The following is a 14,099-nucleotide window of genomic DNA, read 5'->3' as shown; positions in this document are numbered from 1 at the left end:
TGCGTGCGCGTGGTGTCACTTCACGCGCACCGTCACGCATCGGCGCGCGCTTCGCGCAGCGTGACGAAACGCAGATGGCGCTCGCGCGCCGCTTCGATCACGCTCGGCAGCACCGCGAGAATCAGCGGCTGGCCTTCGATCGTCAGCGCGGCGTTGCCATCGTGCAGCAACAGGATGTCGCGCGCGGCGAGACCATCGAGCAGCCGCCGCGCAACCACGTGAGGGTCACGCTTGCGCGTATCGTAGCCGCGCCGTGTCCAGGCCGCGAGACGCAGGTCGAGCTTGCGCAGCACCGGCTCCAGGAAGAGGTTGCGCAGGCCGGCGGGCGCGCGGAAAAACATTGGCCGCGCGCCGCTGACGGTTTCGAGCGTGCGTTGCGCGGCGGCGATCTCGCGCGTCAACGCGCGCGGAAACGTGACCGAAAACGTATGCACGTGCACCTGCGAGTGATTTTCGAGCCCATGCCCACGCGCGACGATCTCGCGCGCGAGTTGCGGATAACGCTCCACCTTCGCGCCGATGCAGAAGAACGTCGCGCGCACGTCGAACGCGTCGAGCAGATCGAGCACTTGCGGCGTGACGGCGGGATCGGGACCGTCGTCGATGGTCAGCGCGATTGCATCCGCGTTGCGCGGGTTCGCGGGCAGGCGGGTCCAGTTGGGCCCGAGCAGGGTGGTGCGCGGCAATAGTCCGGCGATCGTGAACAGCGCGTGATTCGCGACGATCGCGGCGAGCCACCATGGCCACGCGGCCGGTGCGACAGCCACGCCGATCAGCACGATCACGTGCCAGCCGATCGTGCCGTTCAGCAGTGCGGAGTTGCGGCTACGGGGCCAGCGGCGCCGCGGGTTCGGGCATTCATTCATCGAACGTGCTTCCAGTACGCCTTCCTCCGTCCCGGGAAGGCCGTGAATCTTGCGCGATGCGCAACCGCGAACGATACCACTGTTGCGCTCGTCGACGTGCCGCGTTCGGCGGCCACATATGCCGGTGAAAGCGCCCTGAAAGACGTCGCGCGGTTTGCGATCGCCGATTCGCTGTTGTATGGTGCGGGGCGAAAAGAGTCGCGCGTGTCGATGGCGATCGGACCGATCGCCGCAACAAGCTCGCGTCGCTACCCAACACAACAGGAGATGCGTGATGTCGGAAACAGGAAACGGAAAAGTGGCGCTGGTGACGGGCGCGGGCAGCGGCATCGGCCGCGCGTGCGCACTGACGCTCGCGCAGCACGGCTATAGCGTGGTGCTCGCCGGACGCCGCCAGGCCGCGCTCGATGCGGTCGCGCAGGAAGCGCGGGCGCTGCGCGGCGACGCGCTCGCGGTTGCGTGCGACGTGACCGACGCCGACAGCGTCGCCGCGCTTTTCGAGACGATCCGCGCGCGCTTCGGCCGGCTCGACCTGCTGTTCAACAACGCGGGACGCAACGGCTCGCCCGTCGATCTCGACGAAGTGAGCATCGACGAATGGCGTTCCATCGTCGATACCAATCTGAACGGCGTGTTCCTGTGCACGCGCGCGGCGTTCGGCCTGATGAAGACGCAGAATCCGCGCGGTGGCCGCATCATCAACAACGGCTCGATCTCCGCGCATGCGCCGCGCCCGAACAGCGCCGCGTACACGGCGACCAAACATGCGATTACCGGACTCACGAAGGCGGTGTCGCTCGACGGCCGCAAATACGACATCGTGTGCGGGCAGATCGACATCGGCAACGCGGGGACCGAGATGGCCGCGCGAATGGCGCGCGGCGTGCCGCAAGCGAACGGCGAGATCGCGGTCGAGCCGCTGATGGACGTGCAGCACGTCGCCGACGCGGTGCTGCACATGGCGAGCCTGCCGCTGTCGGCGAACGTGCAGTTCATGACGATCATGGCGAGCAAGATGCCGTTCGTCGGGCGCGGCTGAGCGGCGCGCAGCACCGGCTCACAACGCCGGGGCGGGGAGCGGGGCGCGCGCGTTCAACTTATACTGGGCGCTCCGCCGTTTTTCCACGCAAAGCAAGCCGCCGTGCCCCGCGCCACACCCAGCGACGACCCGCCGCCGCAGCCGCCCGTGCGGCCCGATCTCGACGACTGCTGTCATAGCGGTTGCACGCAGTGTGTGTTCGATCTCTACGATGAAGCGCTGGAGCGCTACGAGCTCGCGCTGGCTGCGTGGCACAAGCGGCAGGCGCAGAAGGCGCGGCCAGCGCGGCGACCGGACACGCAGCAGGGCGCGAAGTCGAAACCGCAAGCCGACGCGCGTCGCTCGACACCTACGCGCGGCAAACCGAGCCCTCGCCGCTGATTCGCGCACGAATTCGCGCACGATCGTCCACCGTCTCCGTTATGACCGACCTTCAGCTCACGCCGACCGAATCTCTCACCGATCCGCACACGCTCGACGATCTGCATCGCTTCGTGCGGCGTCATCCGCGCCTGTTCGTGCTGACCGGCGCGGGCATCAGCACTGACTCCGGCATCCCCGGCTACCGGGACGACAACGGCGCATGGAAGCGCTCGCCGCCAATCACGCTGCAGGAGTTCCTTGGCACGCCGGCGATGCGTCAGCGCTACTGGGCGCGCAGCATGGTCGGCTGGCCGCTCGTCGCGCGCGCGCAGCCGAATGCCGCGCATGTCGCGCTCGCGCGGCTCGAAGCGGCCGGTCACGTGCCGACGCTGGTCACGCAGAACGTCGACGGCTTGCATCAGCGCGCGGGCAGCCGCGACGTGATCGAGCTGCATGGCGGCATCGACGGCGTCAGTTGTCTCGACTGCGGCATGCAGCACTCGCGCGCGGCGATCCAGCAGACGCTCGAAGCCGACAACCCCGCTCTGCTCGACGTCACGGCCGAAGCCGCCGCCGATGGCGACGCGCATCTCGAGTGGCACGATCTCGGCGGTTTTCGTGTACCGGCATGCGCGAACTGCGGCGGGTTGCTGAAGCCGTCGGTGGTGTTCTTCGGCGAGAACGTGCCGAAGGCGCGCGTCGAAGCGGCGTCGCATGCGCTCGATGCGGCCGACGCCGTGCTCGTGGCCGGCTCGTCGCTGATGGTGTATTCCGGCTACCGCTTCTGCGTGTGGGCGCAGCGCCAGGGCAAGCCGATCGCGGCGATCAACCTCGGCCGCACGCGCGCCGATCCGCTGCTGTCGCTGAAGGTGGCCGCGCCGTGCGGCGATACCTTGAGCGCGCTCGCCGGTCTGCTGGCTGGCGATTGAGAATGAGTAGATCCCGTGGATCACCGTCAAAACCTGAGGAACACCCAGAGCCGACCATGACCGACTCCCGGCAACATTCGCCATCCGCCGAACGCAATCGCGAACCGATCCTCGCCGTGCTGCGCGAGGCGCTGCCGGCGAGCGGCCGCGTGCTCGAAATCGCGAGCGGCACCGGTGAGCACGCGATCTGCTTCGCCGGCGCGCTGCCCGGTCTCGACTGGCAGCCGAGCGATGCCGATGAGGAGGCGCGCGAGTCGATTGCGGCGTGGACCGCGCACGCGGGGCTCGCGAACGTGCGCGCGCCGCTCGCGCTCGACGTGCATCAGCCGGACTGGGGCGTCGATGCGCTCGACGCCGTCGTCTGCATCAACATGATCCACATCTCGCCGTGGAGCGCGGCGCAGGCACTTTTCGACGGCGCGGGGCGGCGCCTCGTCGACGGCGGCGTGCTCTATCTATACGGTCCTTACCGGCGCGGCGGCGCGCACACGGCGCCGAGCAACGCAGCGTTCGATCAATGGTTGAAGAGCCGCGATCCCGAATGGGGCGTGCGCGATATGGAAGCGGTCGTCGCGCTCGGCGACACGGCGGGGCTCACCTGCGAACGGGTGGTCGCGATGCCCGCGAACAACTTCAGCCTGGTGTTCACGAAGCGGGCAGGGTAGCGGGTGCACCGACGGGCCGGGCATTCGTCCACGCCTTGCGCCAAACCTCGGTCCGATCCCAAACCGAACCCGCCGCGCAAACGCCGACGCGCGCACAATACCTGTCGTCACGCGCAAACATGAGCACGAGCAACTGGCGTGCTTGCCCCCTCCCAAGCGGCAAGCGCGCATTTCTTTTATCCTTTCACCCTCGACGCCGCGCCGCCGTTCTCATGGCGCGGCGCCACGACATTTTTTTGGACTCTGGAGAATTCAAATGGGCAAACAGGCAATCGGCGTGGTGGGGCTGGCGGTCATGGGCCGCAATCTGGCGCTCAACATCGAGAGCCGCGGCCACGCGGTGTCGGTCTACAACCGTAGCCGCGCGAAAACCGACGAACTCATCGCCGAATTTCCGGACCGCAAACTGGTGCCGGCTTTCACGCTGGAAGAGTTCGTCGACTCGCTCGAAAAGCCGCGCCGCATTCTGATGATGGTCAAGGCCGGCGAGCCGACCGACGCGACCATTGCCTCGCTCAAGCCGCTGCTCGAAAAAGGCGACATCCTGATCGACGGCGGCAACACGCCTTTCACCGACACGATCCGCCGCAACCAGGAACTCGCGAAGGCGGGTCTGCATTTCATCGGCACCGGCGTCTCGGGCGGCGAGGAAGGCGCGCTGAAAGGCCCGTCGATCATGCCGGGCGGCCCGCGCGACGCGTACGACCTCGTCGCGCCGATCCTCACCGAGATCGCCGCGAAGGCGCCGGACGGCGAGCCCTGCGTCGCGTACATGGGACCGGATGGCGCGGGCCACTTCGTGAAGATGGTGCACAACGGCATCGAGTACGGCGACATGCAGCTGATCGCCGAAAGCTACGCGGTGTTGAAGCAGGTCGTCGGATTGTCGAACGAGGAACTCGGCAAGGTCTACACCGAGTGGAACCAGGGCGAGCTCGACAGCTATCTGATCGAAATCACGTCGAAGATCTTCGGCAAGAAGGACGACGAAACCGGCAAGGACCTCGTCGACGTGATTCTCGACCGTGCCGCGCAGAAGGGCACCGGCAAGTGGACCAGCCAGAACGCGCTCGACCTCGGCGCGCCGTTGCCGCTGATCACCGAGGCGGTGTTCGCGCGCGTGCTGTCGTCGCTGAAGACGCAGCGCGTGGCCGCGAGCAAGGTGCTGGAAGGTCCGCAGGCGAGGCCGCTCGAAGGCGCGAAGGACGCGTTCATCGAATCGGTGCGCCGCGCGTTGTACTTCAGCAAGGTGATCTCGTACGCACAGGGCTTCGCGCAGTTGCGCGCCGCGTCGGAAGAGTACAACTGGGATCTCGACTACGGGACGATCGCGAAGATTTTCCGCGCGGGCTGCATCATCCGCGCGCGCTTCCTGCAGAAAATCACCGACGCCTATTCGAAGGACAAGGCGCTCGCGAACCTGCTGCTCGACCCGTACTTCCGCGACATCGCGAAGAACTACCAGGCGGCGCTGCGCGAAGTCGTGGTGGCCGCGGTCAACGCGGGTGTGCCGGTGCCGGCATTCGCGTCGGCGATCGCGTATTTCGACGCCTACCGCTCGGAGCGTCTGCCCGCGAACCTCGTGCAAGCGCAGCGCGACTTCTTCGGCGCGCATACGTTCGAACGCATCGACAAGCCGGGCAGCTTTCACGCGCAGTGGAGCTGAGCGGTTGAAAAAACGGCCCGGCGCGCCATGGTGATAGGGCGCGCCGGGCTGTTGCTCCGTTTGGATCGGCAAGGAAACGCCGCATTATTACCAAATGTCTCGCGGGTTAAACGCGGACTTAAAGAATGCCAAATGATTATTGCGACGGCAGCAATAGAGTTTCACTGGTTTAAGGGTTTACCCTAGATCGAGACACCTCTAAACTTGTTTTCAATCGCTGAGGGATAAGCAGAAACCCGAAGCGCACCACACAACAAGTCCTTTGGAGGTTAATCATGAAGACCCTGATTTCCGCTGTTGCTATCGCCGCCGCCCTCGTTGTTCCGGTCGCGTCGTTCGCTCAAGCGAGTCAGCCGGCGACCCGTGCTCAGGTTCGCGCTGAACTGATTCAACTCGAAAAGGCCGGCTACAACCCGAGCGCCAGCGACGTGAACTACCCGGCCGACATCCAGGCAGCGCAAGCACGCGTCGATGCGCAACGCGGCACGGCCATCGCGGCCAACCCCGCAGACACCAGCGGCTACGGCGCTCCGGCTGCCGGCACGTCGCAAGCTGGCCACGCTGTCATCCCGGCGAAGGCCAACCGTGACTCGGTGTACTTCGGCAACTGATCGCAGTAGCAGTCCGCAGATGTAGTGGGTAGTTGTAGTGCGCTGTAGACGCCGCTTCGTGGAATAGCGCGAACGCGGCGGGCAAGAAAAAACGCCATCCAGTTCGATCGGATGGCGTTTTGTCGTTTACGGCGCCGTGCTGCGACGGTTCCCGTCAATGCAGCGTTCGCTGCCGCCGGCCGATGTCATCGAACAGCGCGCGGCTCGGCTCCAGCGCGAGCAGCCACGATTCGTCGTAGTCGCTCAGGTTGTCGAGCGCCTCGCGCAGCCGTTCGAGCGCCACCGCCGGCAGCTCGACGCTCGCCTCGACCCCGCTCGACAGTCCCGCGATGCTCGCCAGTTGCACGAGCGCATCGGCGGCCTCGGCGACGTCGGCGGCGAAGATCAGATGCGTGTTCAGCAGTTCGACGAGGCCGGCAGACGCCGCCACATCGTCGACGTTGAGTTGCACGGCCAGAAAGGTGGCTTTGTTCATCCTCGATTCCTCCCAGAATCCCAACGTTGTCGTGAGCTGCTCCGCGCGGCTTGACTGAGTATAGGCGATGGTCGATCGCCTGCAATGATCGGACGGAACGGCCGTGGCGGCTTGCTCGCCCAGTCGCGCGGGCCACGCGACCTATAATAGGGCCAGCCGCGCGAGCGCCGTCGCCGTGGGCGCACGGCGCCGCCCGCCGGGCTTGCGCGCTTGCCAATTGCTCATCGACCATGAAGATCATCCGCAGCAGAAGCTTCACCGCGTCGCGTGCCTGGGGCGCGCTCGACATCGCGAACATGAACGGCGTCACCACGCGTCTGCATTGGACCGACCAGCCGTACAAGTGGCACGTGAACGACGGCGAGGAGGTATTCGCCGTGCTCGACGGCCGCGTCGAAATGCGCTATCGCGAAGACGGCGTCGAACGCACGACAGTGCTCGAGACCGGCGACGTGTTCCATGCGTCGGTCGGCACCGAGCATGTCGCGCATCCGCTGGGCGCGGCACGCGTGCTCGTCGTCGAAAAGCAGGGCAGCGTCTGAAGAACACGGCAGTTTGACGGCGCGCGTGTGGCGGTCGCGCACCATATCCAGGCGGCAGCGGACAACCGCGACCGTGTGCAAGCGTGACGGCACGGCAATTGCTACGGCGTCGATTGAATTGGATTGAGACACACGTCGAGGAAAATCAGATGACACAACAATGGCAACCGACGGCGATCCGCCTGCTGATGGCGGCGGCGCTCGGCGTGGCGATCGCCGGCTGCACGACGATGCCGTGGGAAAGCACGCCGTTCTACAGCAACGCGCCGTCGAGCACGACCAGCCTCGCGACCGTCCCGGTGCCCGCCGGCTACTATCGCGTCAATCCGGGCGATACGCTGTCCGGCATCGCTTCGGCCTATGGGCGAAGGCCGCAGGAAATCGCGGCCTGGAACGGCTTGCCGGTCAACGCGGCGGTCGCGCCCGGCCAGGTGCTGCGCGTTTCACCGCCGATGGCCTCGGGCAGCGTGGTCACGCCGCCGGTCGCGGTGGCGCCGGGGGCGCCAGCCGCGCCGGGCGCGACGGCGAACGTGCCGCCGGGCGCCGTACCCGGTGCGCCGGCCCCTGCCGCCGTGCCACAGCAGGGCGTGCTGCAATGGCCATTGCGCGGACCGATCCTGCGCGCGTTCGCGCCGGGCAAATCCAACGGCATCGTGATCGGCGGCCAACCCGGTGATCCGGTCAAGGCCGCGGCGACCGGCCGCGTGGTTTACGCGGGCACCGGCATCGAAGCCTACGGCCCGCTGATCATCATCAAGCACAACGATTCGCTGATCACCGCGTACGGCCAGAACAGCCAGCTACTCGTCAAGGAAGGCGACGCCGTGGCGCAAGGGCAGACGATCGGCGAGGTCGGTGTCGATAGCCGCGGCGTCGCGTCGATCCAATTCGAAGTGCGCGAGAACGGCCAGCCGGTCGATCCGCTCCAGTGGTTGCCGAAGCCTGGCGGCTGAGCGTCCCCGTCGCGTCTGTCGGCTTATCGCAGCCGGATCGGCGCGCTTCTCGGGGATGCGCCGATTTTCAGCGTCGTCTGAATTGAATACACTGTATGGCTCGTTTGCCGGCGCGCGCGTTCCTTCCGGAATGCACGGGCGGCCGGTTGCCGTAGGCTGTCATTCATGGACGCACAGGGACACACAATGATCGATTTGCGCAGCGATACCGTTACCCGTCCGACTCCGCCGATGCTCGCGGCGATGTCGGCGGCCGAAGTCGGCGACGACGTCTGGGGCGACGACCCCACCGTCCTGCGTCTGCAGGCCACGCTGGCCGAGCGCACCGGCAAGGAAGCGGGGCTGTTCTTCCCGAGCGGCACGCAAAGCAACCTCGCCGCGTTGATGGCGCACTGCGCGCGCGGCGACGAATACATCGTCGGCCAGCTCGCGCACACCTACAAATACGAGGGCGGCGGCGCGGCCGTGCTCGGCAGCATCCAGCCCCAACCGCTCGAAAACGCCGCCGACGGCTCGATCCCGCTCGACAAGATCGCCGCCGCGATCAAGCCGATCGACGATCACTTCGCGCGCACGCGGTTGCTCGCGTTGGAAAACACGATCGGCGGCAAGGTGCTGCCGGCGCAGTACGTCGCCGATGCGACGAGGCTCGCGCGCGAGCGCGGCCTCGCGATCCACCTCGACGGCGCGCGCGTGTTCAACGCGGCGGTCGCGGCGGGCAAGCCGGTCGCGGCGCTTGCCGAGCCGTTCGATTCGGTGTCGATCTGTTTTTCGAAGGGACTGGGCGCGCCGGTCGGCTCGGTGCTGGTCGGCAGCCGCGCGCTGATCGACGTCGCGCATCGCTGGCGCAAGGTGCTCGGCGGCGGCATGCGCCAGGCTGGCGTGCTCGCGGCGGCGTGCCTGTACGCGCTCGATCACAACGTCGAGCGGCTCGCCGACGACCACGCAAATGCCGCGCATCTGGCGGCGGGGCTGGAGACGATCGAGCAGGTGAAGGTGCAGTCGGTCGCGACGAACATGGTGTTCGCGCAGTTTCCGCAGCAGCATTGCGCGCCGCTCGAGGCGTGGCTCAAGGAGCGCGGCATCCTCACGCAGATGCTGTATGCGTCGCGCTTCGTCACGCACATGGATGTGTCGCGCGACGATATCGACACGTTCATTGCCGCGGTGAAGGGGTATTTCGCGGCACGTTGATCGCGCCGCATGGGTCGCAAGCGAGGCGGCTCGCGTGGTTGCCGCCTCGTCTTCCCGCACTGGCTCCAACTCGTGCGCGCTCGTTCGAGGCGCGCTTCATTCAGGCTTCATCCCCGCCTCACGCGCCGTCCGGCGCATATCTCACTTGACCGCCGCCTTCGCCTGCACGCCCGCGCGATGCGACGGCGCGAGCAGCCGCAAGCCGCTCGCCAGGCTCGCCGCGGCGGCGAAGAACGCGCCGAGGCCGAGCGCGAGCGTCGGCCCATGCTGGCGGCCGGCAATGCCGAAGCACAGCGCGACCAGCGCCGCGCCGGTTGCCTGTCCGAGCAGCCGCGCGGTCGCCACGATGCCGCTCGCGCCGCCGCTGCGCTCCGGCGGCGCGCTCGCCATCAGCGCCTTCAGGTTCGGCGACTGGAAAAAGCCGAAACCCGCGCCGCAGATCGCCATACGGATGCCGATGTCGAGCACGTGAGGATGGGCGGGCAGCATCGCCAGCGAGGCCATCCCCGCCGACAGCACTGCGAGTCCGATCGCGCCGAGCAGCCCCGGCGGGTAGCGGTCCGACAGGCCGCCCGCGAGCGGCGCGGCGAGCGCGACCACGACCGGCCACGGCGTCATCAGGAAGCCGGTTTCGACCTGGCTGCGCAGCAGCACGTCCTCGAAATAGAACGGCAGCGACACGAACGCGAGGCCCTGCGCGGCGAACGAGCACACGGCCGTCACCGCCGACAGCGCGAACACCGGCCGCTTGAACAGATCGACAGGCAGCATCGGCGCGGGGTGGCCCGCCTCGCGGCGGATCAGCAGCAGCCCGAACACGCCGGCGAGCGCCGCGGCGCTGAGCACGATCTGCAGCGACGCGCGTTGCGCCGCCTCGCCGAGCGCGAAGATCAGCGCGGCGAACGTGACCACGTTGAGCAGCGCCGCCACCGGATCGAGCGGGTGCCGGCTCTGCGCGGTATGCGGCAGCGCCGGCATCGCGAAACTCAGCGCGAGTACACCGAGCGGCACGTTGACCGCGAACAGCCACGGCCAGGTCGCGACCGACAGAATCAACGAGGCCACCGTCGGCCCGACCGCGAACGACACGCCGACGATCAGCGCATTGGTGCCAAGCCCGCGACCGAGCCGATGCGGCGGGTACAGATAGCGGATCAGCGCGGTGTTGACGCTCATGATCGCGCTGGCGCCCAAGCCCTGCACGATGCGCGCGGCGGCGAGCAGCGGCAGCGTCGGCGCCATCGCGCAGCCGAGCGAACTCAGCGTGAACAGCGCGATGCCGCCGATATAGATGCGCCGATGCCCGACGATATCGCCGAGCGCGGCGAGCGGCAGCAGCGTCGCGACCATCGCGAGCTGATATGCGTTGATGATCCAGACCGAGGCGGCCGGTGCCGCGTGCAGGTCGCCGGCGATCGCGGGCAGCGCGGTGTTGGCGATCGCGGTATCGAGCGTGGCGAGCGCGACGGCGAGCATGATCGCGGCCATCGCGCGGCGGTTGGCGGCCGACATCGGGCCGTCGGCGGGGAGAGTCGGCGTGGGGACGCCGACGGCGGGGCTGAGCTTATCGGACAAGGCGTGGCTCGCGGGGTTGGGCATGCCGGTGTCGGTCGCTTCCGGAGAGGCGACGCGCTCGGGCGGCGGTTTCGTCGAGGGTGAGGCGCGCGCTGTCGGTCCACGACGGATCAGCGTGGCGGCTTGTGCGGCGCAACGTCGCGACTGTTGCAGAGACGACACGATCGTGCAGGGAGGCGGGCAGGGACCGGGAGGCGGCTTGAAGATGAGGCGCTTTGATCTCAATGAAACGCAACTAACCGCCAATTCCGTTCGCCATCTCCGAATCGGTACACGCCGCGTGTCAAATCCAACACGCATACGACAGAACCGCCCGGCAGAACGGGCCGCCCGATTCGATCACAAAATCAGGCTATTCGGGGCTTCATCCGCTCGTCACGCATCGGAAAAATAATCGATGTGCGGCTCGCAGATGCTTCGGGCGTTTGCCTTCCCCAACCCGCTTTCGTCACCCGACTCACGCGCGCCGATGCCCACCCCGAGTGCCGCTGCCACGCGGTTTGCACCGCGTCCGGGCACCCGCCGCGGCTCGGTCGCGCGGCAGCGGGCGAGTAAGCCGGGCACGCCGTATGCGTCACAGTCCGCTCGCGCGCCAGTACGCGCGATCCCTAAAATGTCCTACTCTGTTTTTTTAAACCGCTCCGACAGGCACGCGCCTCCCGTCCGTCTCCCGTGCGGTTCGCGTTTGCCATGTCGACCTTCCCGGAGGCTTCGATGACAGCCGTCGATCTGGAATTCGACCAGCTCAACAGTACCGTCGACGCGCTACGGCGCTCAATTTCGAATCGCATGATGTACGGCGTCGGCAAGGACGCCGTCACCGCTCACCCGCACGACTGGCTGCACGCGGCCGCGCTGGCCGTGCGCGACCGGCTCGTCGCACGCTGGATGAAGACCACCCGCCTGCAATACGAGCAGGACGTGAAGCGGGTCTACTACCTGTCGATGGAGTTTCTGATCGGCAGGACCTTTACCAACGCGCTACTCGCGCTCGGCATTCACGATCAGATGAAGGAGGCGCTCTCGAGCCTCGGCGTCGACATGGACGCGCTGATCGATCTCGAACCCGACGCAGCGCTCGGCAACGGCGGTCTCGGCCGGCTCGCGGCGTGCTTTCTCGACTCGATGGCGACGCTCGGCATTCCGGGCTTCGGCTACGGCATCCGTTACCAGTACGGCATGTTCCGTCAGGAAATCGTCAATGGCGAGCAGGTCGAGGCGCCCGACTATTGGCTGCGCGCCGGCAACCCATGGGAATTTCCGCGACCCGAAATCAAGTACATGGTGCACTTCGGCGGCCGCACCGTGCAGCGTGGCGACAAGACCGAATGGATCGACACCGAGCATGTGAACGCGACCGCGTACGACACCGTGATCCCCGGCTACGCGACCGACGCGACCAACACGCTGCGTCTATGGTCCGCACGCGCGACCGAGGAACTCGACCTCGGCGCGTTCAATCGTGGCGACTACCGCAACGCGGTCGACACCAAGAACATGTCGGAGAACGTGTCGCGGCTGCTCTATCCGGACGATTCGACGCCGGCGGGCCGCGAGTTGCGGCTGCGCCAGGAGTACTTCTTCGTGTCGGCGACGATGCAGGATCTGATCCGCCGCTATCAGCGCACGCACAGCACGTTCGGACGCTTCTCGGAGAAGGTCGCGGTGCATCTGAACGACACGCACCCGGTGCTCGCGATTCCCGAGCTGATGCGCCTGCTCGTCGACGAGCATCATGTGCCGTGGGACAAGGCGTGGAAACACTTGACGCAGATCTTCTCGTACACGAATCACACGCTGATGCCCGAGGCGCTCGAAACATGGGATGTCGAAATGTTGTCACGCCTGCTGCCGCGGCATCTCGAGATCATCTTCGAAATCAACGCGCAGTTTCTGAAGCACGTCAGCGAGCACTCGGGCCACGACGCCGAGATGATCCGCCGCATTTCGCTCGTCGATGAATATGGGCAGCGGCGCGTGCGCATGGCGTATCTGGCGATCGTCGCGAGTCACAAGGTGAACGGCGTGTCGAAGCTGCATTCGCAGCTGATGACGCGCGACATCTTCGCCGACTTCGCGCGCATCTATCCGGACCGCTTCACCAACGTGACCAACGGCGTCACGCCGCGCCGCTGGCTCGCGCAGGCGAGTCCGTCGCTGTCGTCGCTGATCGACGCGCGCATCGGCACACACTGGCGCAGCAATCTGTTCGAACTCGAGCAGCTGCGTAATCTGCGCAAGGACGACGAGTTCGTCGAAGCGTTCCGCGAGGCCAAACGACAGAGCAAGCTGCGGCTCGTGCACCGGCTCGCACATCACACGAAGCTGCACTTCGATCCGGACGCGCTGTTCGATCTGCAGGTCAAGCGCATTCACGAATATAAGCGCCAGTTGCTGAACTTGCTGCACGTGATCGTACGCTACAACGAGATTCGCGCGAATCCGGAGCGCGACTGGGTGCCGCGCGTCGTGCTGTTCGCGGGCAAAGCCGCGTCCGCGTACCGGATGGCCAAGACGATCATCAAGCTGATCGGCGACGTCAGCGAGAAGGTCAATCATGATCCGCTGATCGGCGACAGGCTGAAGGTCGTGTTCGTGCCGAACTACGGCGTCAGCGTGGCCGAGCTGATCATTCCGGCGGCCGATCTGTCGGAGCAGATCTCGATGGCCGGCACCGAGGCGTCGGGCACCGGCAACATGAAGCTCGCGCTCAATGGCGCATTGACGATCGGCACGATGGACGGCGCGAACATCGAGATCTGCGACGCGGTGGGGCGCGAGAACATCTTTATCTTCGGTCACTCCGCCGACGAGGTGGACGACTTGCGCGCAAGCGGCTATCGGCCACGGCATATTTACGAGGAAAACGAAGCACTACGCACCGCGCTCGATCAGATTCGCACGGGCTTCTTTTCGCCGGACGATCCGCTGCGCTTCTCGGATATCTTTCACACGCTGGTCGACTGGGGCGATCACTATATGGTGCTCGCCGATTTCGACGCGTTCGCGAAGGCGCAGAACGAAGTGGATGCGCGTTTCGTCGACAAGCACGCGTGGGCCGAAAGCGCGATCGAGAACGTCGCGGGGATGGGGCAGTTCTCGTCGGATCGAACGATCGGCGAGTATGCGCGCAATATCTGGCGCGTGAGTCCGCTCAGTCTCGACTGAGCGCGAAATGACGGCAACGTAGTCGTTTCTTGCGGGCAAGCAGATCGAAAGCC

13 protein-coding genes are annotated in these 14,099 nt (G+C 66.5%); 10 read left to right on the top strand and 3 right to left on the bottom strand.

Features of this window, described 5'->3' with window-relative positions; translation table 11 throughout:
- Positions 1 to 32 precede the first annotated feature (32 nt).
- On the bottom strand, positions 33 to 866 hold the full coding sequence (locus HDG33_RS28640; RefSeq protein WP_184037139.1) for a polysaccharide deacetylase family protein: 834 nt from the start codon (positions 864 to 866) through the stop codon (positions 33 to 35).
- 274 nt (positions 867 to 1,140) lie between these two features.
- Between HDG33_RS28640 and HDG33_RS28635 the strand changes: the two genes are divergently transcribed.
- The 6 genes from HDG33_RS28635 to HDG33_RS28610 all read left to right on the top strand — a co-directional run bounded on the left by HDG33_RS28635 (position 1,141) and on the right by HDG33_RS28610 (position 6,139).
- The gene (locus HDG33_RS28635; protein ID WP_184037136.1) at positions 1,141 to 1,905 is read left to right on the top strand and encodes an SDR family oxidoreductase; all 765 of its coding nucleotides are present in this window, start codon (positions 1,141 to 1,143) and stop codon (positions 1,903 to 1,905) included.
- A 102-nt stretch (positions 1,906 to 2,007) separates the two neighbouring features.
- Positions 2,008 to 2,286, top strand: a complete 279-nt coding sequence (locus HDG33_RS28630; protein ID WP_184037133.1) for an oxidoreductase-like domain-containing protein — start codon at positions 2,008 to 2,010, stop codon at positions 2,284 to 2,286.
- A gap of 41 nt (positions 2,287 to 2,327) precedes the next feature.
- Complete coding sequence (locus HDG33_RS28625; RefSeq protein ID WP_184037131.1) at positions 2,328 to 3,197, top strand: NAD-dependent protein deacetylase; 870 nt, start codon at positions 2,328 to 2,330, stop codon at positions 3,195 to 3,197.
- A gap of 56 nt (positions 3,198 to 3,253) precedes the next feature.
- The gene (locus HDG33_RS28620) at positions 3,254 to 3,862 is read left to right on the top strand and encodes a DUF938 domain-containing protein (RefSeq protein WP_184037128.1); all 609 of its coding nucleotides are present in this window, start codon (positions 3,254 to 3,256) and stop codon (positions 3,860 to 3,862) included.
- Positions 3,863 to 4,118: 256 nt separating this feature from the next.
- Positions 4,119 to 5,528, top strand: coding sequence for an NADP-dependent phosphogluconate dehydrogenase (gene gndA, locus HDG33_RS28615; protein WP_184037125.1), 1,410 nt, complete (start codon positions 4,119 to 4,121; stop codon positions 5,526 to 5,528).
- A 275-nt stretch (positions 5,529 to 5,803) separates the two neighbouring features.
- The gene (locus HDG33_RS28610; RefSeq protein ID WP_184037122.1) at positions 5,804 to 6,139 is read left to right on the top strand and encodes a DUF4148 domain-containing protein; all 336 of its coding nucleotides are present in this window, start codon (positions 5,804 to 5,806) and stop codon (positions 6,137 to 6,139) included.
- A gap of 154 nt (positions 6,140 to 6,293) precedes the next feature.
- On the opposite strand, the gene HDG33_RS28605 is transcribed toward HDG33_RS28610, so the two are convergent.
- A complete protein-coding gene (locus HDG33_RS28605; RefSeq protein WP_184037119.1) occupies positions 6,294 to 6,614 on the bottom strand; it encodes a hypothetical protein in 321 nt (106 codons plus the stop codon).
- Positions 6,615 to 6,844: 230 nt separating this feature from the next.
- Between HDG33_RS28605 and HDG33_RS28600 the strand changes: the two genes are divergently transcribed.
- The 3 genes from HDG33_RS28600 to ltaE all read left to right on the top strand — a co-directional run bounded on the left by HDG33_RS28600 (position 6,845) and on the right by ltaE (position 9,303).
- A complete protein-coding gene (locus HDG33_RS28600; RefSeq protein WP_184037116.1) occupies positions 6,845 to 7,156 on the top strand; it encodes a cupin domain-containing protein in 312 nt (103 codons plus the stop codon).
- A gap of 149 nt (positions 7,157 to 7,305) precedes the next feature.
- The gene (locus HDG33_RS28595; protein WP_184037114.1) at positions 7,306 to 8,109 is read left to right on the top strand and encodes a peptidoglycan DD-metalloendopeptidase family protein; all 804 of its coding nucleotides are present in this window, start codon (positions 7,306 to 7,308) and stop codon (positions 8,107 to 8,109) included.
- Positions 8,110 to 8,295: 186 nt separating this feature from the next.
- Positions 8,296 to 9,303, top strand: coding sequence for a low-specificity L-threonine aldolase (gene ltaE, locus HDG33_RS28590; protein ID WP_184037111.1), 1,008 nt, complete (start codon positions 8,296 to 8,298; stop codon positions 9,301 to 9,303).
- Between the two features lie 141 nt (positions 9,304 to 9,444).
- Here the strand turns inward: ltaE and HDG33_RS28585 are convergent, their stop codons facing one another.
- Positions 9,445 to 10,815, bottom strand: coding sequence for an MFS transporter (locus HDG33_RS28585; protein ID WP_184037324.1), 1,371 nt, complete (start codon positions 10,813 to 10,815; stop codon positions 9,445 to 9,447).
- 777 nt (positions 10,816 to 11,592) lie between these two features.
- On the opposite strand from HDG33_RS28585, the gene HDG33_RS28580 reads away from it, so the two are divergent.
- Positions 11,593 to 14,046, top strand: coding sequence for a glycogen/starch/alpha-glucan phosphorylase (locus HDG33_RS28580; protein ID WP_184037108.1), 2,454 nt, complete (start codon positions 11,593 to 11,595; stop codon positions 14,044 to 14,046).
- The last annotated feature ends 53 nt before the right edge of the window (positions 14,047 to 14,099 follow it).

It is taken from the genome of Paraburkholderia sp. Cpub6 (assembly GCF_014201065.1).
Taxonomy (GTDB): Bacteria; Pseudomonadota; Gammaproteobacteria; order Burkholderiales; family Burkholderiaceae; genus Paraburkholderia; species Paraburkholderia tuberum.
Note: the sequence above shows the minus strand (reverse complement) of the source record. Positions and strands in the feature narration are given on the sequence as shown.